25 protein-coding genes are annotated in these 25,002 nt (G+C 62.8%); 15 read left to right on the top strand and 10 right to left on the bottom strand.

Features of this window, described 5'->3' with window-relative positions; all coding sequences use genetic code 11:
- Positions 1 to 5: 5 nt before the first annotated feature.
- Entirely contained in the window at positions 6 to 1,010 is a 1,005-nt protein-coding gene (locus N6H05_RS15565) for a cytochrome-c peroxidase (protein ID WP_284110397.1), read from the top strand.
- Between the two features lie 319 nt (positions 1,011 to 1,329).
- On the opposite strand, the gene ettA is transcribed toward N6H05_RS15565, so the two are convergent.
- Positions 1,330 to 3,015 carry an energy-dependent translational throttle protein EttA gene (ettA, locus tag N6H05_RS15560; protein ID WP_004212532.1) on the bottom strand — a complete coding sequence of 562 codons (1,686 nt, stop codon included), beginning with the start codon at positions 3,013 to 3,015 and terminating at the stop codon, positions 1,330 to 1,332.
- 102 nt (positions 3,016 to 3,117) lie between these two features.
- Here ettA and N6H05_RS15555 point away from each other — a divergent pair, with 102 nt between their 5' ends.
- The gene (locus N6H05_RS15555) at positions 3,118 to 4,491 is read left to right on the top strand and encodes a M20/M25/M40 family metallo-hydrolase (protein ID WP_284110396.1); all 1,374 of its coding nucleotides are present in this window, start codon (positions 3,118 to 3,120) and stop codon (positions 4,489 to 4,491) included.
- Positions 4,492 to 4,649: 158 nt separating this feature from the next.
- Positions 4,650 to 4,862: a hypothetical protein gene (locus N6H05_RS15550; protein ID WP_004212530.1), complete on the top strand. Its 213-nt coding sequence runs from the start codon at positions 4,650 to 4,652 to the stop codon at positions 4,860 to 4,862.
- A gap of 234 nt (positions 4,863 to 5,096) precedes the next feature.
- Here the strand turns inward: N6H05_RS15550 and N6H05_RS15545 are convergent, their stop codons facing one another.
- The 6 genes from N6H05_RS15545 to N6H05_RS15520 form a co-directional block, all read right to left on the bottom strand.
- Positions 5,097 to 5,741, bottom strand: coding sequence for a trimeric intracellular cation channel family protein (locus N6H05_RS15545; protein ID WP_284110391.1), 645 nt, complete (start codon positions 5,739 to 5,741; stop codon positions 5,097 to 5,099).
- A gap of 53 nt (positions 5,742 to 5,794) precedes the next feature.
- Complete coding sequence (locus N6H05_RS15540; RefSeq protein WP_284110389.1) at positions 5,795 to 7,111, bottom strand: M20/M25/M40 family metallo-hydrolase; 1,317 nt, start codon at positions 7,109 to 7,111, stop codon at positions 5,795 to 5,797.
- A gap of 99 nt (positions 7,112 to 7,210) precedes the next feature.
- On the bottom strand, positions 7,211 to 7,756 hold the full coding sequence (locus tag N6H05_RS15535; protein ID WP_284110388.1) for a glutathione peroxidase: 546 nt from the start codon (positions 7,754 to 7,756) through the stop codon (positions 7,211 to 7,213).
- 39 nt (positions 7,757 to 7,795) lie between these two features.
- On the bottom strand, positions 7,796 to 8,509 hold the full coding sequence (locus tag N6H05_RS15530) for a VIT1/CCC1 transporter family protein (RefSeq protein ID WP_284110386.1): 714 nt from the start codon (positions 8,507 to 8,509) through the stop codon (positions 7,796 to 7,798).
- The gene (locus N6H05_RS15525; protein ID WP_284110385.1) at positions 8,506 to 9,264 is read right to left on the bottom strand and encodes a class I SAM-dependent methyltransferase; all 759 of its coding nucleotides are present in this window, start codon (positions 9,262 to 9,264) and stop codon (positions 8,506 to 8,508) included. The genes N6H05_RS15530 and N6H05_RS15525 overlap by 4 nt, the downstream gene beginning before the upstream one ends.
- 61 nt (positions 9,265 to 9,325) lie before the next feature.
- Positions 9,326 to 11,104, bottom strand: a complete 1,779-nt coding sequence (locus N6H05_RS15520) for an ABC-F family ATP-binding cassette domain-containing protein (RefSeq protein ID WP_284110384.1) — start codon at positions 11,102 to 11,104, stop codon at positions 9,326 to 9,328.
- 140 nt (positions 11,105 to 11,244) lie between these two features.
- Here N6H05_RS15520 and N6H05_RS15515 point away from each other — a divergent pair, with 140 nt between their 5' ends.
- Entirely contained in the window at positions 11,245 to 11,970 is a 726-nt protein-coding gene (locus N6H05_RS15515) for an SIMPL domain-containing protein (protein WP_284114245.1), read from the top strand.
- A gap of 4 nt (positions 11,971 to 11,974) precedes the next feature.
- On the opposite strand, the gene N6H05_RS15510 is transcribed toward N6H05_RS15515, so the two are convergent.
- Complete coding sequence (locus tag N6H05_RS15510) at positions 11,975 to 13,468, bottom strand: DUF389 domain-containing protein (protein WP_284110383.1); 1,494 nt, start codon at positions 13,466 to 13,468, stop codon at positions 11,975 to 11,977.
- 70 nt (positions 13,469 to 13,538) lie between these two features.
- Here N6H05_RS15510 and N6H05_RS15505 point away from each other — a divergent pair, with 70 nt between their 5' ends.
- From N6H05_RS15505 to N6H05_RS15490, 4 genes are all read left to right on the top strand, one after another.
- Positions 13,539 to 13,877 carry a hypothetical protein gene (locus tag N6H05_RS15505; protein ID WP_004207540.1) on the top strand — a complete coding sequence of 113 codons (339 nt, stop codon included), beginning with the start codon at positions 13,539 to 13,541 and terminating at the stop codon, positions 13,875 to 13,877.
- Positions 13,878 to 13,925: 48 nt separating this feature from the next.
- Positions 13,926 to 14,591, top strand: coding sequence for a response regulator transcription factor (locus N6H05_RS15500; RefSeq protein ID WP_284110382.1), 666 nt, complete (start codon positions 13,926 to 13,928; stop codon positions 14,589 to 14,591).
- Positions 14,592 to 14,760: 169 nt separating this feature from the next.
- The gene (locus N6H05_RS15495; protein ID WP_284114244.1) at positions 14,761 to 16,065 is read left to right on the top strand and encodes a sensor histidine kinase; all 1,305 of its coding nucleotides are present in this window, start codon (positions 14,761 to 14,763) and stop codon (positions 16,063 to 16,065) included.
- Between the two features lie 98 nt (positions 16,066 to 16,163).
- The gene (locus N6H05_RS15490) at positions 16,164 to 16,517 is read left to right on the top strand and encodes a YbaN family protein (RefSeq protein ID WP_284110380.1); all 354 of its coding nucleotides are present in this window, start codon (positions 16,164 to 16,166) and stop codon (positions 16,515 to 16,517) included.
- 20 nt (positions 16,518 to 16,537) lie between these two features.
- Here N6H05_RS15490 and N6H05_RS15485 read toward each other — a convergent pair whose 3' ends face one another.
- On the bottom strand, positions 16,538 to 17,725 hold the full coding sequence (locus N6H05_RS15485) for a GNAT family N-acetyltransferase (protein ID WP_284110379.1): 1,188 nt from the start codon (positions 17,723 to 17,725) through the stop codon (positions 16,538 to 16,540).
- A complete protein-coding gene (locus tag N6H05_RS15480) occupies positions 17,722 to 18,558 on the bottom strand; it encodes a transcription factor jumonji, JmjC (protein WP_284110377.1) in 837 nt (278 codons plus the stop codon). Before N6H05_RS15480 ends, N6H05_RS15485 begins: the two co-directional genes overlap by 4 nt.
- A gap of 518 nt (positions 18,559 to 19,076) precedes the next feature.
- Here N6H05_RS15480 and N6H05_RS15475 point away from each other — a divergent pair.
- From N6H05_RS15475 to N6H05_RS15445, 7 genes are all read left to right on the top strand, one after another.
- A complete protein-coding gene (locus N6H05_RS15475) occupies positions 19,077 to 19,577 on the top strand; it encodes a hypothetical protein (RefSeq protein ID WP_284110375.1) in 501 nt (166 codons plus the stop codon).
- Positions 19,577 to 19,948, top strand: a complete 372-nt coding sequence (locus tag N6H05_RS15470) for a transcriptional regulator (protein ID WP_284110373.1) — start codon at positions 19,577 to 19,579, stop codon at positions 19,946 to 19,948. The genes N6H05_RS15475 and N6H05_RS15470 overlap by 1 nt, the downstream gene beginning before the upstream one ends.
- Positions 19,945 to 21,822 (top strand): linalool dehydratase/isomerase domain-containing protein, encoded by a 1,878-nt coding sequence (locus tag N6H05_RS15465; protein ID WP_284110371.1) that lies wholly within the window; start codon positions 19,945 to 19,947, stop codon positions 21,820 to 21,822. The genes N6H05_RS15470 and N6H05_RS15465 overlap by 4 nt, the downstream gene beginning before the upstream one ends.
- Positions 21,815 to 22,387 (top strand): diacylglycerol kinase family protein, encoded by a 573-nt coding sequence (locus N6H05_RS15460; RefSeq protein WP_284110369.1) that lies wholly within the window; start codon positions 21,815 to 21,817, stop codon positions 22,385 to 22,387. Before N6H05_RS15465 ends, N6H05_RS15460 begins: the two co-directional genes overlap by 8 nt.
- 2 nt (positions 22,388 to 22,389) lie before the next feature.
- Positions 22,390 to 22,650: a hypothetical protein gene (locus N6H05_RS15455; protein WP_284110368.1), complete on the top strand. Its 261-nt coding sequence runs from the start codon at positions 22,390 to 22,392 to the stop codon at positions 22,648 to 22,650.
- A gap of 63 nt (positions 22,651 to 22,713) precedes the next feature.
- Positions 22,714 to 23,495 (top strand): IS5 family transposase gene (locus N6H05_RS15450; protein WP_284110366.1). Its coding sequence is split into 2 segments (ribosomal slippage): positions 22,714 to 23,038 and positions 23,038 to 23,495, totalling 783 coding nucleotides; the frame shifts between segments, so codons are not numbered across the junction.
- 210 nt (positions 23,496 to 23,705) lie between these two features.
- On the top strand, positions 23,706 to 24,911 hold the full coding sequence (locus N6H05_RS15445; RefSeq protein WP_037519881.1) for a saccharopine dehydrogenase family protein: 1,206 nt from the start codon (positions 23,706 to 23,708) through the stop codon (positions 24,909 to 24,911).
- The last annotated feature ends 91 nt before the right edge of the window (positions 24,912 to 25,002 follow it).

Genomic DNA, 25,002 nt, shown 5'->3' with positions numbered 1-25,002 from the left:
AGCGGATGCGAGTGGGCGGAGCGGCGATCATCGGGGCGGCGGCGTTGCTGGCGACGGGACTGGGGGCTGCGCGTCCCGCCTGGCGCTGGCCTGCCCTGCCCGCTGGCGTTGCAGCGCCCGCCATCCCGTCCGAAAACGGCATGACCGCGGCCAAGGTCGCGCTTGGCCGCCGGCTCTTTTATGATCGTACGCTGTCGGCCGATGGCAGCATGGCCTGCGCCGATTGCCACCAGCAGGAGAAGGGTTTTGCCGATGGTCTGGCCACCCATCGGGGCGTGAGGGGCGAGATGGGCGTGCGCAATGTGCCCGGCCTTGCCAATGTCGCGTGGCGCAGCAGCCTGACCTGGACCGAGGCCGGCCTGTCGTCGCTGGAGCAGCAGGCGATGGTGCCGATGACCGGGACCAAGCCGGTCGAGATGGGGTTGACGCAGGATGATGTCGGGCTGGCCCGGCGGATCGGTGCCGATCCCTGCTATCGCCGCATGTTCGCGGCTGCCTTCCCCGGCGCACCCAATGACCTGGACTTCGCAAGGGTGACCGCCGCTCTTGCGGCGTTCCAGCGCACGATGATCTCCTTCGGCAGCGCCCATGATCGCGGCACATTGTCGCCACTGGCGCAGCGTGGGGCCAAGCAATTTGCCGCAGCGGGCTGTGGCGGCTGCCATTCCGGGCCGGACTTCACCGACAGCAAGACCCATTATGTCGGCACCGCTGCACCGCAGGAGGTCGATGCGGCCGCTTATGGCGGAAAGCCCCTGCCGCCGGGCTTCGAGCCGCCGCCCGAACAGTTCCGCACGCCGTCGTTGCGCAATGTCGCCGTCACTGGCCCCTGGCTGCACGATGGCCAGTCGCCGACGATCGAATCGGCCATCCGCCGTCATGCCGCACCGATTCTGGTCGATGTCGACATGCCTGCCCTGCTAGCCTTTCTCGACGCGCTGACGGACCATGATTTCCTGAACAATGACGCGCTGGCCCGGCCGCCCGCGACCTGCCCAATCCCCGCGTGAACTGGCCCCGCGTGAACTGGCCCCGCGTGAACTGGCCCAACCTGAAACCACCCGTTCGACGGACAAAAAAAGGGCCAGCCCCGAAAGGCCGGCCTTGATAAGTTTTAGGAGAGGATGCCTGAAAGGCCCGTCCTATGTGCAGCGCAGTGCGTTCTTTCGCAATTGCGAAGGGCGGAACCCGCGTTGCAGATATTGCAACTTCATTACCGCGAGGGCGATGGAACAGCAAAACGCCCGGCATCCCTGAGGGACACCGGGCGTTTCAAGTCATTGTTCTGACGCTATTTTGCGAGAGGCCGTTTCCAGCCTCCCGATCAGATCAGCGCGTCAGCTTCTTATAGGCAAGGCGCGTCGGGCGATCGGCAGCATCGCCCAGGCGACGGCGCTTGTCTTCCTCATAGGCCTCGAAATTGCCTTCGAACCATTCGACATGGCTGTCGCCTTCGAAGGCGAGGATGTGGGTCGCCAGACGGTCGAGGAAGAAGCGGTCATGGCTGATGACCACGGCGCAACCGGCGAAATTCTCGATCGCCTCTTCCAGTGCCGCCAGCGTTTCGACGTCAAGGTCGTTGGTCGGTTCGTCGAGCAGCAGCACATTGCCGCCGCGCTTCAGCATCTTGGCGATGTGGACGCGGTTGCGCTCACCACCCGACAGCTTGCCGACATTCTTCTGCTGGTCCTGGCCCTTGAAGTTGAAGGCGCCGACATAGGCACGGGTCGACATGTCATGGCCGTTGACCTTGACATAATCGAGACCGTCCGAGACTTCTTCCCAGACATTCTTCGATGCGTCGAGATGGTCGCGGCTCTGGTCGACATAGCCCAGGCGCACGGTCGAGCCGATGTCGATCTCGCCCGAATCGGGGGTTTCCTGGCCGGTGATCAGGCGGAACAGGGTCGATTTACCCGCGCCGTTCGGGCCGATGACGCCGACGATGCCACCGGGCGGCAGCATGAAGGACAGATCCTCGAACAGCAGCTTGTCGCCATAGGCCTTGGAAATGCCCTTGGCCTCGATCACCTTGCCGCCCAGACGCTCGGGCACCTGAATGACGATCTGCGCCTTGCCGGGCGCACGATTTTCCTGGGATGCAACCAGCTGTTCGAACTTGGCGATACGCGCCTTGGACTTGGTCTGACGGCCCTTGGGCCCCTGACGGATCCATTCCAGCTCGTCGTTGATCGCCTTCTGGCGGCCGGTGGCCTCGCGGTCTTCCTGCTCCAGACGCTTGGCCTTCTTCTCCAGATAGGTGGAGTAGTTGCCTTCGTAGGGGAAATATTTCCCGCGATCGAGCTCCAGGATCCAGCCGACAACATTGTCGAGGAAGTAGCGGTCGTGGGTGATCATCAGCACCGACCCGGCATATTCCTTGAGGTGATTTTCCAGCCAGGTGACGCTTTCGGCGTCAAGATGGTTGGTCGGTTCGTCGAGCAGCAGGATGTCCGGCTTCTGGATCAGCAGGCGGGTCAGCGCGATACGGCGCTTTTCACCACCCGACAGGCTTTCCACCGACCAGTCCGACGGCGGACAGCGCAGCGCTTCCATCGCGATTTCGAGCTGATTGTCGAGCGTCCAGCCATCGGCGGCGTCGATCTGTTCCTGCAGCGTGCCCATTTCCTCCATCAGCGCGTCGAAATCGACGTCTTCCGGCGGATCGGCCATGATCATGCTGATCTCGTTGAAACGGTCCAGCTTGTCCGCCATCTCGCGGGCGCCGTCCTTGACGTTTTCCAGCACATTCTTGGTCGGGTCGAGCTGGGGCTCCTGCGGCAGATAGCCGACGGTGACATTCTCACCCGGCCAGGCTTCGCCGCTGATATCGGTGTCGATGCCGGCCATGATCTTGATCAGGGTCGACTTGCCCGCGCCGTTCGGGCCGACGATGCCGATCTTGGACCCGCGATAGAATTGCAGATTGATGTTGTTCAACACCGGCTTGGGCGCGCCGGGGAAGGTCTTTGTCATGTTCTTCATGACATAGGCATATTGCGATGAGGCGGACATGGGTTCGCGCAGCTCCAAAGGGTATGGACAGGAAAATTTGCGCCGAATTAGCGAAGGCGGAAGCCATTGGCAAATGGGGTATGTCTGAGTAAGCCTTCAGCCATGCAGAAAATCCGATCGGGCCCGCTCGCCGCCCTGCTCCTTGGCAGCATCCTCACCCCCGCTCTGGCGCAGGCCGCTCCGGCCAGTGACGCAGCGATTCGCGAAGCCGCCCTGAAGGATGATGTCGCCTGGGACATTACCGAGGGGCTGACGACCGAAGTCGGTCCGCGCCCGGCCGCCACGCCGCAGGAAGCGCGCGGGCGCGAATGGGCCGCCGCCAAGCTCAAGGCATTGGGCTTCGCCAACGTCCGCATCGAACCCTATAAGATGCCGCTGTGGGAACGCGTCCATGACGAGGCGGCGATTATCGCCCCCTTCCCGCAGAAGCTAGTCGTCGCGGCGCTGGGCAACAGCGGATCGACCCCGCCCCAGGGGATCGAGGGCGAGATCGCCTATTACCCGACCATCGCCGATCTCCAGGCTGCGCCGGACAGCACGGTGAAGGGCAAGATCGTGTTCGTCAGCCATGACATGGTCGCCGCCCAGGACGGGTCGGGCTATGGCTATTATGGCGCCGCCCGTCGCCAGGGCCCCAGCATCGCCGCCAAGAAGGGCGCGATCGCGATCCTGGTGAAGTCGATCGGCACCGATCATCACCGCATCGCCCATACCGGCGTGCAGATGTGGGCCGATGGCGTGACGCCGATCCCGGCCGTGGCCGTCAGCGTACCCGATGCCGAGCAGATGGCACGCGTCGTGTCGCGCGGCCAGCCGGTCCGCGTCCATCTTACCGCCGTGTCCAAGACCGCCAAGGATCAGCCATCGGGCAATGTCATTGGTGAAATTCCCGGCAGCGATCCCAAGACCGGCGTCATTGTCGCCGCCTGTCACCTCGACAGTTGGGACCAGGGCACCGGCGCGATTGACGACGCTTCGGGCTGCGGCATCGTGGCCGCTGCTGCGTTGCAGGTCGCCAAGGCCGGCACGCCGCGCCGCACGATCCGCATATTGTTCGCCGGTGCCGAGGAAGTGGGCGGCAATGGTGGCCGCGCTTATTATGCTGCCCATGGCAAGGAGCCGCATGCGCTGGTGCTGGAATCGGACTTTGGCGCCGACAAGGTGTGGAAGGTCGACTTCACCCTGCCCGCCGGCCATGAAGCGCTGTCGGCCCGGATCGCACAGGGGCTGGCGCCGCTGGGCATCGTGCCGAGCCGTGACAAGGCGCATGGCGGATCGGACATCGAACCACTGGTGGAAGCGGGCATTCCGGTGATCGACCTGCAGCAGGACGGCACCCGCTATTTCGACATTCACCACACGCCTGACGACACGCTGGACAAGATCGATCCGGCGCAGCTGCGGCAGAATGTCGCCGCCTGGGCGGTCACGCTCAACATTGCTGCGAATGCGACAGAAACATTGGGCATTAACTGAACTTTTATAGTAGAGAACGCCCCGTCGCGTGATTCTGCCGCTTCACCGACGTCAGAAAAGCATTGATTTGTGCAGCGCACACGTTAATGCGGGTCGCTCGCGTAGGGTCACATTTGTAACGTGCCAGACGCGGCATAATGCTATGGGAGCCGTACACAATGAAGAAGATCGCTGTTGTTTTCGCTTCGGCCAGCCTGATGGCCCTCGCCGCTTGCGGTGAGAAGCCGGCCAACGAAACCGCGAACGCTTCGAACGCCGTCGTCGAGAACGTTGTCGAAAACGCCGCCAACGCTGCTGACAACGCCGCCAACGCCGCCAACGAAGCTGCTAACGCCGCTAACGTTGCCGAGAACGTTGCGAACGCGCACTAATCTCTGCCACGGCGAGATTTCGAAAGGGCGGACCTCACGGTCCGCCCTTTTTTGCTTCAGGGATATGCATATTCTTGGAACCGCTACCTGGAGCAGATTCCTATCCGACTGCGTCGGCTCCACGGTCCTATATTTTTGATTTGGCAGGTTTTAGCTGCGCTGGCCTTCGCCTCCGAGCCATCAGGTTATTCCACCTGATCGGAATACGCTCTAGACGCTCCCGAAAAGACAATCCTAGCCGTCCATATCTTTATAAGCTGGCAGACCCAGCCCGCGCCGGATCGCCAGCGCCCGCAGGCCAAAGCCCAGCAGCGCCGCGATCACGCCGGCGACCGGCACATCCAGCCCGGCCAGCCGCAACAGCACGAACAGGCCGGAGGCGAACGCCGCGGCAGTGACGTAGAGTTCGGGGCGCAGCAGGATCGACGGCTCGCCCGCCAGCGTGTCGCGCATGATCCCGCCGACGCAGCCGGTGACCACGCCCATCATCCCCGCGACAAAGGGCGGCACGCCAAAGCCCATTGCCTTGGCCGCGCCGAAGACCGCGAAAGCGGCCAGCCCTATCGCATCGAGCCAGTCGAGCGCATGATCGCTCCACCAGCGGCGCGGCGTGATCCAGACGGTGATGGCGGCCGCCATGCACACGATCGACGGCGCCGGATCATGGATCCAGAAGACCGGCGCATCGATCAGCAGGTCGCGCACCGTGCCGCCGCCCACCCCGGTCAGCAGTGCGAAGAAGGCGAAGGTCACCAATGTCTGGCGCAGGCGCGCGGCGGCCAATGCCCCGGAAGCCCCGAAGACGAAGGTGCCGATCAGGCTCAACGCCTCCAGCACGGGTCCGATATGGGTGGCGATCGTCGGGGTCGGCGGCAGCATGGCTTTCCGTAGCCGCTATCGGGCGCCAGCGAAAGCCGGCGCCCGAGGGGCGATCATTTCCGGCCCTTCTCGGCCGACAAACGGGTCATCAATATGGCCGCCCGCTTGGCCTGGCGAGGCATGGTGGACAGGTCCGCCTTTTCCGCCGGACTATGATCGCCGGTCGAGGCGAGGCCCAGCCCTACCAGTCCGTCAACATCCTGCGCAACAAAGCTGATATCGCCCGCGCCGCGCTTGAGCGGATCAAGCTCGGGCATTTCGGCCAGGCCCAGATCCTTGTTGATGCCATTCAATTTGGCGAGCAGCGCGCGGTTGCCTGCCGTGGGCGCCATGGAGGGATAGCCGAGGTCAAAGGCGATGCTGGCACCGGTGCCGGGCAGATGGCCGCTATCGACGATCGCCTGCATCTTCGCCCGGACCCGCTCGGTCTGGTCCTGGCTGAGGGTGCGGAAATCGCCCTTGGCGACGGCGATCGGCGGGATGATGTTGGTCTTGCCGGTCACGGCGATGCGCACCCCATCCTTGTCGACTTCGGCGCTCTGGCCGCCACCGATCAGGCCGACATTGAAGGTCAGGTTGGGTTCCGGCAATTCCTTTCGGAAAGCGGTGATGATCCGCGCCATTTCATAGACGGCGCCATCACCGGCGGCGGCGGAGAAGATGCCCGAGCTATGCGCCGACTTGCCGCTGGTGGTCAGCGTCCAACTGTTGGAGGAGCGACGCGCGATCGAGCCCATATCCTTGCCGTCCTCACGGCTCAGCCCCTCGAAATCGAGCGCCACGTCGGCGCGCTTGCCAGCCGCGATCAGATCCGCGCGCGAGATCGAGACCGGATCGCCCGAATCCTCCTCGTCACCGGTCAGCACCACCTCGATATTGGCGCCCTTGAGCGTGCCCGCCGCCTGCATCGCTTTGAGCGCGAGCAGCATCGTCACCACCCCGCCCTTGTCGTCGCCGACTCCCGGCCCGGCGGCCCAGTCGCCATCCCGCTTGAAGGTCTGAAACGGCGAGTCCGGCTCAAACACGGTATCAAGATGGCCGATCAGCAGCATCTTCGTCGAGCCGGCCTTGCCCTTATGCACGGCGATGAAATGGCCAGCCCGCTTGACCTCATCCATCGGTTTCCAGGTAACGGTGAAGCCCAGCGCCTCGAACTCGGGACGCAGCATGTCGGCCACCGCCTTGACGCCGGCGACGTTCATCGATCCGCTATTCTGGTTCACGATCTTTTCGAGGAGGGCGATCGCGGGCTCATGGCCGGCATCGACGCTGGCGCCAATCTTCTGTTCAGCCGGGCTCAGTGCCGCCTGTGCCGTGGTCGTCAGCAGCATTGCGCCGCACAGCGCCGCCTTCACAATAGTCTGTCGCATGGGTTCGTAACTTCACCGAAACAAAGGAAGAATGGGCCGCTCCGGGGCAGCCGTAAAATAGAACGGGTGGCGCGCGCAGACACGCCACCCGTCGGATGCTTATTTCGCCAGTTCGGCTTCGATCGCGGCAACCAGCGCCGGATCGTCGGGCGCCGTCGTCGGCGCGAAACGGGCCGCGACACTGCCATCCTTGGCGATCACGAACTTCTCGAAATTCCACAGGATTTCCGGCACCGGATTGGGCGTCATGCCATAGCCCTTGAGGCGCTCGCGGAAGCTGTCGCCATCGCCCTGCGCCTCCGGCAGGGCGCTCGTCAGCGCGGCATAAAGCGGATGCTTGTCCGGCCCGCTGACCACGATCTTCTCGAACATCGGAAAATCGACGCCGAAATTGGTGGTGCAGAAGGTGGCGATCTCGTCATTGCTGCCCGGTTCCTGGGCGCCGAAATCATTGGCCGGGAAGCCCGCGACCACCAACCCCTTGTCCCGATAATCGGCATAGAGTTTTTCCAGCCCCTCATATTGCGGCGTCAGCCCGCATTTGGAGGCGACATTGACCGCGAGCACCACCTTGCCGGCATAATCGGCCAGGGTCGCGTCGGCACCCTTGATGGTCTTGAGCGGTATCTGCTGGATGTCGGTCATGCATCGTCTCCCTTGGATATCAGGCGGCGGACCTTGCCATCATATGGCGGCGCCGAAAAGATGCCCCGCCGCCGCCGTCACAGCCATCGCCAGCGCGCCCCAGAAGAAGGTACGCAGCATCGACCGCCCCGGCCGTGCCCCACCCAGCCTCGCCCCGACATAGCCCAGCAGCAACAGGCAGAGCAGCGACACCGGCACGACGCTGATCCCGGCCAGCGACGGCGCGATGGCCGCCGCCAACACAGGCGGCGCCGCACCACAGGCAAAACTCGCCGCCGAGGCCAGCCCCGCCTGCACCGGGCGCGGCGTGCTGAGGTCGGAAATGCCAAGCTCGTCGCGGGCATGGGCGCCCAGCGGATCGGTGGCCATCAACTGGGTAGCCACCTGCCCAGCCAAGTCCCTGTCCAGCCCGCGCTCGACATAAATGTCGCGCAACTCCTCCCATTCGGCATGAGGCTGCGTCGCCAGCGCCTTCTTTTCCTTGGCAAGATCGGCGCGCTCGGTATCCGACTGGGCGCTCACCGACACATATTCGCCCGCCGCCATCGACATGGCGCCAGCCACCAAGGCCGCGATACCGGATAGCAAGATGGTCGATCCCGACGCGCCGGAAGCGGCAATGCCGCTCATCAGGCTCGCCGTCGACACGATGCCGTCATTGGCGCCCAGCACGGCCGCGCGCAGCCAGCCGACCCGGTTGACATAATGAACGGCGTGATGCGGCCTTGGCGGCTCGACGCGCGGCGTGGTCATGGCAGTATCTCCGTCGGGCTGACCCGTCGCGCCGCGATATGCATGGTCAGGAAACGGCCATGCCGTTCCACATCAACCAGCGCCTGGCCAAAACCGCGCAGGTGCATCATCGAGAAGATGGCGGACACGGGATATTCGTTCATCTGCATCATCGGCTCGCTCGGCTTCTTCCCGCGCAGCCGATGAACCAGCCGCTGCAGGCCGGGAATATGGGTGCGCGCGCGATAGAAGGCGGCACGGACCGGCGTGTCACCGCGCCGGATCGCCACATGGATATTGGCCATCCCGCCAATCGCCACGCGATCAAGCAGACGCCCGATCAGCGGCAGGCCGCGCTCGACCGCGATATGCTGAAAGACGATATAGCTGTGGACGAAGTCGAACTCGCCGACAGCCATGCTCAGCCGATCATCGGACTGGCGAAAATGGGCGTTGCCGATGCCGCGTTCCAGCCGCAGCCGCTCGGCCTCCTTGAGCATGCCCGGCGCGACATCGAGCCCGACCACCTCGTCGAACAATCCCGCCAGCGGCAGGGCGACGCGGCCTACGCCGCATCCGAAATCCAGGGCCCGTCGACGCGGGAGCATCCCCAATTGCCGTTCCAGCCGGCCCAGCCGTTCCTGGATATAGGCGTCGCCGGTCTGGAAAAAGGCGTCGAGATCGACCTGTTCGCGTCGGAACTGAGGCGCGGAGACCACCCCATAATAGGGGTCGGTCTCCCCCCATATCCGCCAGTCCCTGTCGGTATCGATCATGCGACCATCCTGAAGTCTCGACGCCGTCTGGCTATCAGATGGAGGGGGTAGCGCAAGAGGCTCAGCCCAGCCCCTCGGCCTTCTCCGCCAGTTCCAGCCAGCGTTCCTCGGCCGCGTCCTTTTCGCCCCGCGCCTTCTCGATCGCAGCCGTCAGCGCAGCGAACTTCTTGGGATCGCGGGTATAGAGCGCCGGATCGGCCAGCGCTTCTTCATCCCGAGCAATAGCCGCCTCCAGTTCCTCGATCTTCTTGGGTAGCAGGTCGAGGTCGCGCTGGTCCTTGTAGGTCAGCTTGGTCGAGGCGGGCTTGGGCGGTGGCGGGGCGACAGCCTCCTTCTTCTCCGCCTTGGGCGCACGGCGCGGGTCGCGTTTGGCGATCCAGTCGGCATAGCCGCCGACGATCACATCGACCTTGCCCGATCCGTCGAGGCCGAGCGTCACGGTGACGGTGCGGTCGAGGAAGTCGCGGTCATGGCTAACGATCAGCACCGTGCCGTCATAGTCCGCGATGACTTCCTGCAGCAGGTCGAGCGTTTCGAGGTCGAGGTCGTTGGTCGGTTCGTCCAGCACCAGAAGGTTGGATTCGCGGGCAAATTCGCGCGCGAACAGCAGGCGCGAACGCTCGCCGCCCGACAGGGTGCCGACCTTCGCCTCGGCCAGCGAGGGATCGAACAGGAAGTCCTTGAGATAGCCATGGACATGCTTCCGCACGCCGCGCACGTCGATCCAGTCGCCGCCTTCGGCCAGCACGTCGCGCACGCTCTTGTCGCCCTGCATCAGGCTGCGCTGCTGGTCGATGAAGATCATGTCCAGCGTCTTGGCCAGCGTCACCTCGCCGCTATCGGGCGCCAGTTCGCCGGTCAGCAGCTTCAGCAGGGTCGACTTTCCTGCACCATTGCCGCCAACGATGCCGATCCGGTCGCCACGCTGCACGCGCAGCGAGAAGTCGTTGATGATGGTGCGGTCACCGAATGTCTTGGTGACATGCTCGGCCTTGATGACGCTCTTGGTCTTGCTGTCGTCGCTCGCCACCGCGATCTTGGCGGTGCCCTGCGGTCCCTGCATCGCGGCACGCTGGGCGCGCATCTCCCAAAGTTTGGCCAGGCGGCCCTGGTTGCGCTTGCGCCGCGCGGTAACGCCCCGCTCCAGCCAGTGCGCCTCGATCTTGAGCTTGGCGTCCAGCTTCTCGGCGGCGCGCGCCTCTTCGGCATAGACCGCTTCCATCCAGTCCTCGAAGCCGCCGAAGCCGATTTCGTTGCGGCGCATCTGGCCACGGTCGAGCCACAGCGTCTGGCGGGTCAGGCGCGTCAGGAAGGCGCGGTCATGGCTGATGACGATGAAGGCGCCGGTATAGCGGGCGAGCCAGCTTTCCAGCCAGTCGATCGCCGCGATATCCAGATGGTTGGTCGGCTCGTCCAGCAGCAGCAGGTCCGGTTCGCTCGCCAAGGCTCGGGCGATCGCGGCGCGGCGGCGCTCACCACCGCTCGCGGTCGCGGCCTCGCGCGACAGGTCGATACCAAGCTGGTCGGCGATCGCCTCGACCTCATGGGCGGGCGGCGCGAATGCGCCGGCCAGCGCAAAATCATGCAGCGTCTTGAAGGCGCTGACGTCCGGATCCTGCTCCAGCGTCACCACCCGCGCGCCCGGCTGTACCGAACGAATGCCCTCATCCGCCTCGATCTGCCCGCCGATCAGCTTCAGCAAGGTGGTCTTGCCCGCGCCGTTGCGCCCGATCAGTGCCAGCCGGTCGCGCTGGCCGACATGGATGTCAATATGCCGGAACAGCCAGTGACTGCCCTGCGAGAGGCCGAGATTTTCGAAGGAGAGAATGGGTGCTGCCATGGCGGTGCAGCTAGGGCCTATCGGGCGTCGGGGCAAGAGTGGAACCGGAAAGCTGTCCGACGGCTTTCAACGCAGGACAGCGTCCATTCATCGCACCCCGGCCAAAAACGGGTGCAGGACTTATAGAGGAGACCATGTCCATGAAATCCGCTCTCGCCCTGATGGCGCTCGGCGCCGCCGCACTGCCTGTCGCGGCTGTTGCCCAGACCAGCGTCACCATCGCCGAGACCGCGCCGGTGGTGACGTTGAACGTCACCGAAAGCGTCGAGGCCGCGCCCGATGTCGCGACCATCGGCACCGGCGTCCAGACCAAGGCCCCGACCGCGGCCCAGGCGATGAAGGACAATGCCAGCAAGATGGACGGGCTGATCGCCGCGCTGGCCAAAGCGGGCATCGCCAAGGCCGACATCCAGACCAGCGGCATCAGCCTCAACGCCCAATATGATTATAGCAACCGCGATGGCCAGCCGTCCGGTCCGCGTTTCCTGGGCTATGAGACGTCGAACCAGCTCAGCGTCAAGGTACGCGACGTGAAGAAGGTTGGCGCGCTACTGGATACGCTGGTGCAGGCGGGTGCGACCAACATCAACGGCCCCAGCTTCTCGATCGAGGATCCCAGCCCCTTGCAGGCGCAGGCCCGCGCCACCGCGCTCAAGACCGCCAAAGCCCAGGCCGATTTCTATGCCCAGGCGGCAGGCTATCGCTCGGCCCGGCTGGTCTCGATCTCGGAAAGCAGCAGCGGCGGCAATGCGCCGATGCCGCTGATGGCCGCCCGGTTCAAGGCCGACGCGGCGCCCACCCCGGTCGAACCCGGCCAGGTCAGCGCATCGATCAGCCTGACGGTCCAGTACGCGCTGGAACGCTAAGCCGTCACTCCTCGACGCGCCAGTGCGGTACCGCAAGGTCCGCGCTGGCGCCTTTGACCAGCCGCGCGTCGATGCCACGATCGGCAAAGGGCCTGAGCAGCCCCTCATGCCCCTCCCCCTTGATCGAAAGGTCGATCGGCAAGCCGGTGCGCTGCGCCGCCCACAGTACGAGCGCCAGCCGATCCTTGTCCGCCACGGCCCCCTCATCATCCAGCGCGAGTGACGGCAGGGGCAGGGTCGGCGGCGTAATCTCTATCGCCCAGCCCGGCGTTGCCGCCGCCGCCCGCCGCTCCAGCGCCCAATAGGCGCCGATGCCCGCATCCGGCAAAGCCCGCGCCCGCACCACCGCCCGCTTGCGCGCAGTATCCACCGTCACCGCATCGGTATTGACCCCGGCGACCAGTGCCAGCCGGTCGGTCAGGCGATCGACCTGGCCCTGCACCTCACGCCGGGCGGTCTGCGCGGCGAGCAACTGGGCATTGTCGGCATCCGTCCCCTCACCCACCCGGATCTGTTCGATATCCAGCAACACCGGCTTGCCAAGCATGTCGCCAAGGATACGTCCTGCGCGCGCCGCAGCGTCGCGCTCATAATGGCTGGTGAGGACGCTGGCGGTCACGGCAAGCGGCCTGGCGGCAAAATCCAGATCGAGTTGCGCGATCCGGGCGCCATCGGGAAATTCGCGCTGGATGACGTCGCGGGCATCGCGGGCGGCCCGCGCTTCCCAGGCGATCTGGCCGAGCGACAGGCCGAGCGGCACTGCCAGCGCGACAAAGATGGCACCGATGAAAACCATCTGCAGCCAGCTCTGGCTGGGCGACAGGCGCCGGCCAAAGCCATAGAGGCGCGCCATGATCGCCGCGGCCAGGGCGATCGTGACGAAATTGGTGAAGAAGAGGAGAAAGGCACCACCCGCAACCGTCGCATTGAGCGTCGCCAGGCCAAAGCCCACCGTTGCCAGCGGCGGCATCAACGCAGTGGCGATCGCGACGCCGACGATCGTGCCCGCCTTGCCGCGAATCATCGCATAGGCGCCCGCCAGCGCGGAAAAGAGTGCGACCATCAGGTCGAACAGGTTGGGCCGGGTGCGGGCGGCGATTTCACTGGTCACCGTCTGCAACGGCGACAGCAGGACGATGAAGGCGGTGAACGCAATCGCCACCAGCGCCCCGCCCGCCAGCGCGACGATCGTCCGTCGGATTTCGCGCGCATCGGTCATGGCAAGGCCAAAGCCCAGTCCGACGATCGGCCCCATCAACGGCGAGATCAGCATCGCGCCGATCACCACGGCCGGCGAGGAGAGCAACAGGCCGAGCACCGCAATGCCCGCCGACATCAGGATCATGAAGGCATAGGAGGGGCTCCAGCCATCATCGGCCCGGACCCTTTCGAGCACGGCCTGATGATCGATCCCGCGGATCACATGGCTGCGCCACCACCGCGGAACGGAGCGCCACAAGGGCGCATCGGCTACGGGCCTGTCATCTTCCATCTGCATGGCTGGCAAGCCTAATTCGCCCGGCCGCTCCTTTCCAGCGCGGAATGACCGGTCATTCACCACCTGTTCAATGCGCTTCGCCTATGCCATGCCCATGACAATGATCGCCAAAAGCCTGACTGCCGGACTGGCCGCAATTATGGCCCTGTCCTTGATGACACCGGTCGCAGAGGCCGGTGGCCGCCGCGACGAGCAGGATGCCGCACGGCGCGCCATGCTGGACGGCCAGGTCATGCCCTTTTCGATGATCAAGCGCCGGGTCGACGCCCAGGTGGGCGGTGCCACCTATGTCGGCAGCGAGTTCAACCCTTCCACCAATCGCTATCGCCTGAAATATGTGAAGGACGGCAAGGTGATGTGGGTTGATGCCGACGGCCGGACAGGCGATATCATCGGCTGGGCACGCTGACCGCGTGCCGGCCAAACCCATTGCGTCGATAACAAGAAACGGAACCCTATGCGCCTGCTGATCGTCGAGGATGAACCGAGTCTGGGCCAGCAGCTCAGGAACACGCTGGAAGGTGCCGGCTATGCCGTCGATCTCGCCACCGATGGCGAGGACGGCCATTTCCTGGGCTCTACCGAAAATTATGACGCCGTGGTCCTGGACCTGGGCCTGCCGACGATCGACGGCCTGACCGTGCTTGATCGCTGGCGCAAGGAAGGCCGCAGCTTCCCGGTGCTGGTGCTGACCGCGCGAGACAGCTGGTCGGACAAGGTCGCCGGCCTTGATGCCGGCGCCGACGATTATCTGGCCAAGCCGTTCCAGAGCGAGGAACTGATCGCCCGCCTGCGCGCGCTCATCCGTCGTGCCAGCGGCAATGCGTCGAGCGAACTGATCGCCGGCGATGTCCGGCTCGACACCCGTTCGGGTAAGGTGACGCTGAACGGCGACCCGGTGAAGCTCACCGCGCAGGAATATAAGCTGCTATCCTACCTGCTCCACCACAAGGGCAAGGTGGTCAGCCGCACCGAGCTGATCGAACATATTTACGACCAGGATTTCGATCGCGATTCCAACACGATCGAAGTGTTTGTGACGCGCATCCGCAAAAAGCTCGGCGCCGATGTCATCACCACCATCCGCGGCCTTGGCTACAGCCTGGACGAGCCGGGGCGCTGATCCGCGCCCCATCCGCCTCCGTTCGCTGCGGGCGAAGTCGACAGGCAAACAGGTCCGACCCATCGGCCATGTTTCTCGGCTGCGTCAGCAGTGAACGGGTGTAGGATCATTTTGCATGGCCAGCCCGTCGCCCTCCCCCGTCCGGTCCACCGGTTCGATCAGCCGCCGCATGATCGGCATTGCCGCGCTGTGGATCAGCGTGCTGCTGCTGGGCGGCGGCGTCGCGCTCGACCGGGTGCTGTCGGACGCGGTGACGCGCAATTTCGACGACGGCATGAATTATGTGCTGACCGCGATGATCGCGGCGGCCGAGATCGGCCCGGACGGCGAAGTGCTGTTCAACCGCGAACTGGCCGACCAGCGCTTCCTGGAACCCAATAGCGGCCTCTATTACCAGATCAGCGCCAAGGGGCATGAGGATTGGCGGTCGCGATCGCTGTGGGACCGGGCGCTCAAAGTGCCGGGCGACCATGCCGACCGCAACTTCCATGTCTATGACAGCAAGCAATTCCCCGGCGAGGATCTGCGCGTCATGGAGCGCAGCGTCATCCTGCCCGGTTCCGACGCGCGCTGGATGTTCATGGTAGCACAGGCCCGCCAGGGGCTTGATGCCCAGATCAAGACGCTGCGATCCACCCTGTTCAAGAGCTTCGCGCTGCTGGCGCTGGGCCTGATCGTGCTCGCCACCTTGCAGACCATCTATGGCCTGCGGCCGCTGCGCAAGGTACGGCTGGAAATCATCAAGATGCGCGATGGCGACAAGAGCCGGGTGACAGAACCCATGCCGGCCGAAGTGCTGCCGATGGTCGAGGAACTGAACGCCCTACTCGCCCATAATGAGCGACAGGCGGAAGAAGCCCGCACCCATGCCGGCAACCTCGCCCATGCGCTCAAGACCCCGCTGACGGTCATCATGAACGCGGCGACCGCCAGTGCGCCGGACCTAGGCGAAACGGTGGTGCGCGAGGCGACGACGATGCGGCGCCAGGTCGACCATCACCTCGCCCGCGCCCGTGCCGTCGGCCGGCGCGGCGCGGCGCAGAGCCGGGCCGAGGTCTGGGCCAGCCTGGAGGCGGTCGAGCGCGCCGTGCGCCATCTCTATCACGATGCGCGGGTCGATATGGATGGCGACAAGCATGCCGCCGTCCGCGTCGAGCGCCAGGATCTGGACGAAATGCTCGGCAACCTCATCGAAAATGCGGCCAAATATGGTGGCGGCAGCGTGTTCGCGACGGTCAGCCGCGTCGACGCAATGGTCGAGATCATGGTCGAGGATGACGGCATGGGCATTCCCGAAGCTGACCGGGTGCGCATCTTCGACCGCGGCGTGCGGCTCGATTCGGGCAAGCCCGGCACGGGCCTTGGCCTCGCCATCGTCCGCGACGTCGCCGAAATTTATGGCGGATCGGTCGCGCTCGAGGAAAGCGAGGATCTGGGTGGCCTGCTGGTCCGCCTGCGCCTGCCGGCCGCCTGACAAAAGGCCCCCAACGAAAGGCGATTGCGTTCCTGCAAATCAATAGCATAGACAGGACAGACCGGGCCGCATTGGCCCATTCCAGACGGGATCGACGGGTGCGGCGCCATCTCTATCTCATTGCCGGCTTCCTCTCGATCGGATTGGGCACGCTGGGCGCCTTCCTGCCGCTGCTGCCGACCGTCCCTTTCATGATCCTCGCCGCCTATTGCTTTGCCCGGTCCAGCCCGGAACTGGAGGCGAGGCTGCTCGATCACAAGCATTTCGGCCCGCATATCCGGCGCTGGCGCGAACGCGGCGCGATCAGCCGGAGGGGCAAGAAAGCCGCGCTCTGTGCCTTCGCCTTCAGCGCGATCCTGGCGCTGATCTTCTCCCCCTTCCCCTGGTATCTCATCCCGCTGGCTGCCGCGCTGATCGGCGGCAGCTGGATCTGGACCCGGCCGGAAGTCTGAACCTATCGTCGCCTCTCTGGTTAAGGTCGGCGACCGGAAAGGCGAGCCTTAACCGCCCCATAGGCTGCTCGTGCCCTGATCAGCGCGTCAAAATGAAGCCGTTGCCATGGAGAACCGATGGCGACCACACCATCGATAATCCTTCTGTTGCCTTGCCAAAGGCTGTGGCAGTGACTGGCATCACGTGGGACGCAGGTATCGAAAGACATATCGGTTCGGTGCGCGATCGTGTCCCTGACGGCGCGCATCAGCAACTGACCCGGAGCATAAGGGCGATATTCCTCGTCAAAGGTCATTTTGAAACCATGGCCCCAGATTGCGGATTCAAACCAACTCGACATGGCAATCGCACGGCCATTGACCGAAAGGGTCGCAAGCCGTGCGCTACCATTGGCATGACCGCGCGCGACAACCGTGCGAAACAGGCCTTCAGTCGCACAATTATTACCCAATGCGCTGCCGCCACGTCCCTTCCAGCCTGCGGCCTCCATCTCTAGGAATGTGTCAATCCAGGGAAGGCAAGGCTCACCTGGGTCGAGGATGCCGATCGCAACCGGCCCATGCTCCTGTTCGAGCCGCTTCAGCAGACTCCGTAGTCGGCTGCGGATCTTGGCGTCGCTGCGGCCCTGAACGTCTTCTCCTGCGCGCTGCGCCGGACGATCATGGCAATGGATGGCGTGAAACCCGCGCCCTTCCCGCTTGCAACGGTCGAACAAGGCGATGCAGACCGGATCATCAGCGTCAAAACGCTCGAAATGCAGCATGATCTCGGCGCCTGTGCGCTGATCGAGGAACGCCAGCAACTTGTCCCAGAAGATGTCAGCAGATTGCGCGGACACCAGCGGCGTACCCAAAAACTGGTTCGTCGCCGACCAATTGCGCCAGACACGCACGCGCCAGCGTCCGAAGCCCCGCTCAGCGATCAATGGCATGACGCCCAGCCATGGCCCGTCGACCGGGCTGACGACGACCAACAGTACCTCGTCGCTGCGGCCATCATCGTGACTCAGCGCTGCCTGCATGAACCAATCCTGCGCAAAGACATTGGCTGCCCCGGCCAATGCAGACAAGGCCGCCCAATGCGCGCGATCACCCGCCGTCAGATCGGCATGACGCAGAATGCGCACTATAGGCTGATCAGTACCTGCCATCGGCCATATGCGGCTGGTGGCCACATGAAAGCTACTCGCCGCAGGCAGATGGCTCATAAGAACCCCGCCTTGCGCGCCACGCGGCAGCCAAGCGAACGCCATTTGGCCGTCTTTGGCCACCCCGGCACAGCACCGGTTGGCAACCCCCATCGCCGTAACAACGGATTGACCTGCATGGCATCACCGAGCGCCTGGCTCCATTCGCTCTGCCACGTGATGGATAGCGAGATGGATGGCTCGGCACCGGCCTTCACCCAATGCGGGGACGCATAGGGGATGAACAGCGCATCGTCCGGTCGCAGATGATGGATGTTTGCCTCGACCTCATAGGCGTCGTTCCAGGGCAGCATATTGTCGCCGCCGCCATAATATGCCTCGTGCCGGTCATGCGGCAACCATGGTGCAACGGGGCGATAGGTCGCGAATTGCTTGTCGCCCGCAATCTGCAAGAGGATATTATATTCGCAGTCGAAGTGGAACGGAGTCAGCGTTCCCGGCGCAGAAATGAAGATGAACCCTCTCACGGTCAGGGCTGGCCCTGTCGCGGGGGCAATGGCCGGCCCGATCTGCTCCATCAACTTATCCAGCAGATCGCGATAGGCTGGCAATTGCTCGACAAAGCGCAACATGATCCAGTTACCGCTGCCATGGATCGAGCGAATGACGGTTGCGACATCGGCATGGTCCGATTGGTCCATCGCAAATATGCCGCCATTTGGAGCGTTACCGATGCGGCGCTCGACATATTGCGGCGGCAGTTCGAGGGACGCTTTCGCCAGCGCTTCCCATGACAACAGCGAATGCCCCCTCAGAGCGTGCGTCAGCATTGTCGGAGACAAGGGATAAGCGCTTGAAAAAGGAGCAAGGCTGGACGCGGCAAGGAACGACATGGCTGCTATTCTTCTACGACGGCAAGAGTGATTGCTTTCAAATTTGTCGCTGAAAATTGAAAATAACGTTAAACAAGAAATTTCAATCTTTAAATATCGCCCGATCATACTCCAATGAAAAATTCATGACATCACACGAATTTCAACACAACAAATCCCTGCCACCATAAAATGGAATTCCATTAATACGGAATTGCAAATAAATATACACATTTATTTCCAATGTGTTTCCATGCATATACGGTACGATTGATTCACAGCAACAAAGAAATTATTGAATTTTCGCTACACCCAATCAATGCCGATGTCGGGACAGGAGAAGCACAGGCCGCCGATCAGATTGAAAGCAGGGGCGACCCTTGACTTCATTGCACAGCAATGTACTTTGCCTTGCAAAGGAGATGTGCGTTGTGAGTGACGTAGATCGTGCCCTGGCCCAACTGGCTGACATACGGACACAGATGACTGCGAGCATTCGGTTCAGGGGGCTTGCCCCGGAAGCCGTAGCGGGAACGGGCATGCTCGCTCTGGCAGCCGCTTTTTCCCAGATGACCTGGCCTGCGTACTTTTCCGGTAATCCAGCAAGATTCGTGCTGTTCTGGACAATTGTCGGTGCGATCGCGGCGATCGCAATCGCGATCGAAGCCTTCGGTCGCTCGCATCGGCTACATGGCAACATGGCCGACTTGATGATGGGCAGCACCATACGCCTGTTCGTTCCTTTCGGTGCGGTCGGCGGTCTTCTCACACTGGTCCTGCTGCATACTGCACCCGAAGTCTACTGGCTGCTGCCGGGCCTGTGGCAGATGCTGATCGCGCTATTGGCCTTTACCGCTGCCATTACAAACCTGCCGCAGACAGTCGCATGGGTGGCCGGCTGGTATCTACTCTGCGCAACTATCGTCCTTGTGCTTGCAGGACAGGATCATATGGCAACGCCATGGATGATGGGCCTCCCCTTTGGAGGCGGCCAACTCCTCATGGCATCCCTGCTTCAGCGCGCATCGGAGAAACAGTGATGGCGGGGCCTGCGGGTCTTTATGCCTATGAAGGCCTTGATCGCATCTTTCATGAGAAGGCACGGCTGAGCATCGTGACGTCTCTTGCCGGCCATGGCGACGGCCTTGGCTTTGCCGACCTCAAATCGCTTTGCGGCCTGACGGATGGCAATCTCAGCCGTCACCTTCAGCTATTGGAAGAGGCAGGGTTCGTTGCTCTGGAGAAGGGCTATGAAGGCAGGCGCCCGCATACCCGTTGCAAGCTGACCGAAGAAGGGCTTCGCCGTTTCGGCGACTATCTGACGGTGCTCGAACAAGTCCTCAAAAAGGCTTCACAAGCAACTTCCAAGGCAACCGCATCAGCGCCGACGTTTTCGGAGAAGCCGATATGAGGCGTGCCTTTCATTTACCCGTAAACTTTGCATTGCAAAGTTATTTAAATAACTGGAGCAATGCGCCGTTGACGCTGTATCGGCAGCGCCAGACAATAGCTGCATTACTTTCGATCGCCGCCATTGGACTAGCCGTCGCGATCACCGCCCGGTCCACGACGATGCTGGCTTTCGGGCTGGGCATCATGGCTCCGGGCGCCGGTTTTGGCGCGCCGATATGCGTGGGCGCAGATGCCTTCGCCCCCGCCATTGCCATATGTGGAGCAGTGGCAATGTTTCTGGCCGCCCTCATCCTGTGGTTCGGGACAGGTAATGTTCTGGCGCCGCTGTTCGTGTGGATCGGCAGCGCCGGCATCGCCGCCTTTCTCTCCGACAATCATACCATCCCGCCGATCGCCGTTCTTGACCTGCTGCTTGTCGCCAGCATCATGCCCGCGACTTTCGCGCTGGCGCTGCGGATCACGCGGGGCGGCAAGCGGCCAGCAGTTTCAACCTCGTTTCCCGCGCTCGCTGCCCCTCCCCGCCCTGCCGAACTGGATATCTCCGCCTTGCAACTTCAGCGGCTGTTGCTTGACCGCGCCCTCCAGCCAGTAGAGGAGTTCCAGGGGTTTGAATGGCGCGACCAGTTCCAGACAGCGGCCGTACGCTATCAACTCAACTTCCTGTCCTATGCCCTTTCGCTGTCGCAGGCGCATGTCATGCCGGCATTTACCGGCTATATGTTCGAAGCCCAGCGCAAGTTGCTCGCCAAGCAGAGCGATCCCCGCATGTGGCGCTATTGGCTGCTGGAAAGCCTGTGGGGCCATCTGCGCTGGTCCACCAATCCGGTGTCGCGCGATAACATCATGTATAGCGGCTTCGTCGCGGCGCAGATCGCATTCGCACAGGCAGCAGGCGGAAGGACGATCGCTCAGGACGACCATCTCGATCTGCGTATCGGCAAGCAACGGTCCAGCTATGATTTTCTCTCGCTCGTGGCCCAACTTGTCGAGCAGTATCGGGCATCGCCCTGGGGCCTGCTGGCCTGCGAGCCCAATTGGATCTACCCACTTTGCAATCTGATCACGGCCGCTGCCATTCGCACTGCCGATGCGCACTCCGACGCTTCCGATTGGGATGCGATCGCACCGACATTCCGTAACGGCCTCCTGAACGAATTCATGACCAGCGATGGCCGGATAGTCCCGTTCCGATCGAGCCTCACCGGAATGGCTATGCCGATGGCCGGAGGTATCGTCATGCAGGCCTTTCCCTGCCTGTTCCTCAATACACTTTTTCCCGATCTGGCCCAAGAACAGTGGGCACAGGTCCGGGCACGTCTGGACCGGACCAACTGGAACCGTACCTTCTGGCCCATTGATGTCGGCAATTATGGATTCTCCCGTGCATCAAGCCTGGCAGCCAGCGCAGCGGCCGCAACGGAAATGGGCGACGGCGACAGTGCGGCGGCCATGCTCGCAATGCTCGACGAGCAATGCCCACAGATACTCATTGATGGGGTTCGCCATCGGCCTCGGGCCTCGCTCTGGGCGCATGCGCTGGAATTTTCAGCCTTGTGCAACCATCGCAATGGCCTTGCCGATCTTGTCATGGCCAAATCCGGCGCTGGCGCAGGCCCCTATCTCGCCGAAGCCTGCTACCCTGCCGTGCTGGTGGCACGCGCCGTTGCAGAGGATGGCGGCCTGACCCTCATTCTCTATCCAGGTGGCCTCGACCGCCTTCAACTCATTCGTCTCGCCGGGCTGCAGCCGGAGCGTCGCTATCGCGTTGCAGGCCCCGCACCAAGCATCATTCAAGCAGGAGCAACGGGCGAAGCAAGCTTGGCCGTCAATCTGACCGGCCGCACAGCTCTGACAATCACACTGCTTGCATGAGTATGAAGCCATGATCTGCTGCGCCCTCTTTGCCGCATTGCTGACCCTCACCTGCTGGCCGTGGCGTCGTCTCCTTTCTCGTCGCGCATCCCCGCTGGCTTGGCGGCCTGACGCCACACTCATGAACGGCCCTTCCCATCCCGGTTTCAGCCTGTCTGCCAGGGCACGAAGTATCGGTTATGCCGTGGAAGGACTGTGGTATCTCGTTCGCCATGAACATAATGCATGGATACATCTCGCGGCATCAGCAGCCGCCATCGGCGCAGGTCTGATGTTGCACATCAGCCTTTCTGACTGGCGCTGGCTGATCCTCTCGATTGGTCTCGTCTGGGCCGCAGAGGCCGGCAATACGGCCATTGAGCAACTCTGCAATCTGGTGCATCAGGCGCGCCACCCCACAGTGAAGCGCGTCAAGGATGTGGCAGCCGGTGCCGTTCTCCTATGCGCGATTGCCGCAGCCGCGATTGGCGCAATGACGCTAGGCGGCGTGGACAAATTCCGGCTTGATGTTGGTTTCCCTCAGTCACCGACGCATCTAGGGTCTGCGCGTCAGTGGAGGGCCTGATCTTGGCAGATTCGATTGCGATCCAGCGCATTATTCGTCGCGCTGAAGGCGAAGGGAACGCCATCATGAGCGTTAGCTCTGGATGGAGCCGTATCCGTGAAATGACGCATATGGTTGCTGATGTCAGCGAGGACCTCTGGATCGCTTTGCAACGCGATGAGCCGCAACTTCGGAGTTGGACCAGCGACGCCACGCCGCATAACCGCGCGGAACGCGGTTTCACGGACGAGGGTGTCAGCGAGGCCGTTTCTTTCCCTCGCTAGCTGCATAAGGGTCATTGACGGTTCGCAAGCGGGTTGATTCAAGGCTGTCTTTTGGAGGCAGGCTTGAGCAGGGGCGATCTTACTGAAGCAGAATGGCGGGTTCTGAAGGGCTTGTTGCCCATCGAGCCTGAAAACCGTGGTCGAGGCAGGCCGCCCGAGCAAAACCGCTCAATTATCAACGGCATTCTGTGGCGGCTCCGCTGCGGCGCTCCGTGGCGCGACGTGCCGCCCAAATATGGCAGTTGGAACACGATCTATCGCCGGTTCCGACGGTGGAGCGAAGCCGGGGTCTGGGAGACCGTTGCCGTGACGCTGGCCGAGATCATGGCGGACAGCGGCCATTACAGTATCGACAGCACCACAGTTCGCGCGCACGTCTCGGCAGCGGGCGGAAAAGGGGGACTCATCGACGCGCTCTTGGTCGCTCGCGGGGCGGGTTCACCAGTAAGCTTCACTGCCTGGCCGATGCCCTCGGACGACCGCTCGCCTTCCATCTAACGGTCGGCGAGGCGGCAGACTGCAAAGCCTATGATGCACTGATCGGCCTGCCCGAGCGTGCACCGCTCGCGTTGCTTGCCGACAAGGGCTACGACGCCGACGCCATCCGTGCCGACCTTGCCGAACGGAAAATCGAGGCTGTCATTCCCGGCCGGTCAAACCGCCGCGTGAAGATCGAGCATGACCGCACGCTCTACAAGCAGCGAAACCGCATCGAGCGCATGTTCGGCCACCTCAAGATCAACCGGGCCATCGCCACCCGCTACGACCAACTGGCCAATAGCTTCCTCGGCATGGTTCATATCGCAACCGCCAGATACTGGCTCAAATTTGTCCACGCCGCCTAGGACCATATTTCAGCGCTGGTAGCGAGGCACCTTTTCCTTCCTGCGGCGAGTTTATCCAATAACGATGCGTGCATGCGATCGATACTGAAGCACTGACCATCCGGAAGATTGACGGAGCGCGCTTCTAACTCTGACTTTGCTCTGTCACGCGACGCCCCTATATGGGCGCTTTCGCGCGTCCGGCGCGACCACAGTTATGGAGCAGTTGAATTGAGCAAGGTTCTGGTCATCGGCGCAGGCGGCGTCGGGTCTGTCGCGGTCCACAAGATGGCGATGAACCCTGATATTTTCAGCCACATCACGCTGGCCAGCCGCCGCATCGTCAGCTGCGAGAAGGTCGCCGAATCGGTGAAGAAGCTGGTCGGCGTGGATATCGACGTGGCCCAGGTCGATGCCGACAATGTCGAAGAGACCATCGCCCTCATCCAGAAGGTCCAGCCCAAGCTGGTCGTGAACCTGGCGCTCCCCTATCAGGATCTGGCGATCATGGACGCATGCCTCGCGACCAAGACCGACTATCTCGACACCGCCAATTACGAACCGCGCGACACCGCCAAGTTCGAATATAGCTGGCAGTGGGCCTATCAGGAACGCTTCAAGGAAGCCGGCATCATGGCGTTGCTGGGTTCGGGCTTCGATCCGGGCGTCACCAGCGTCTTCGCCAGCTATATCAAGAAGCATCTGCTCGACACGATCGACACGCTCGACATTCTCGACTGCAATGGCGGCGACCATGGCCAGCATTTCGCCACCAACTTCAATCCGGAAATCAACATCCGCGAAGTGACCGCCCCGTCGCGCCACTGGCTGAACGGCGAATGGGTCGAAGGCCCTGCGCTCAGCCACAAGCAGGTGTTCGACTTCGACCAGGTCGGCGAAAAGAACATGTACCTCATGTATCATGAGGAACTGGAAAGCCTCGCCACCCACTATCCCGAAATCAAGCGCATCCGCTTCTGGATGACCTTCGGCGACGCTTATCTCAAGCATCTCGAAGTGCTGCAGAATGTCGGCATGACCCGGATCGATCCGGTCATCTATAATGGCCAGGAAATCATCCCGCTCCAGTTCCTGAAAGCGGTTCTGCCTGAACCGTCGAGCCTGGGTTCGACCACCAAGGGCAAGACCAATATCGGCGACATCGCGACCGGTCAGAAGGATGGTCAGGAAAAGACCGTCTATATCTATCAGGTCTGTGACCATGAGGACGCCTATGCCGAAACCGGCAACCAGGCTGTCAGCTACACCACCGGCGTGCCGGCGATGATCGGCGCCGCCATGATGCTGACCGGCGCCTGGAAGGGCGAAGGCGTGTTCAACATCGAGCAGTTCGATCCCGATCCCTTCATGGATATGCTGAACAAGCATGGCCTGCCCTGGCAGGTGAAGGAACTGGACGCGCCGCTGGCCTTCTAAGCGACACGCGATATCACATGCCGCTCCACTCATTGAACCTCGCGTTCATAGGAGTGGGGCGGCATGTTGATCCGTGACAGCGGTATGATGG

Source organism: Sphingobium sp. WTD-1 (assembly GCF_030128825.1).
In the GTDB taxonomy this organism is placed as follows: domain Bacteria; phylum Pseudomonadota; class Alphaproteobacteria; order Sphingomonadales; family Sphingomonadaceae; genus Sphingobium.
This window is presented reverse-complemented; position numbering and strand designations above follow the sequence as displayed.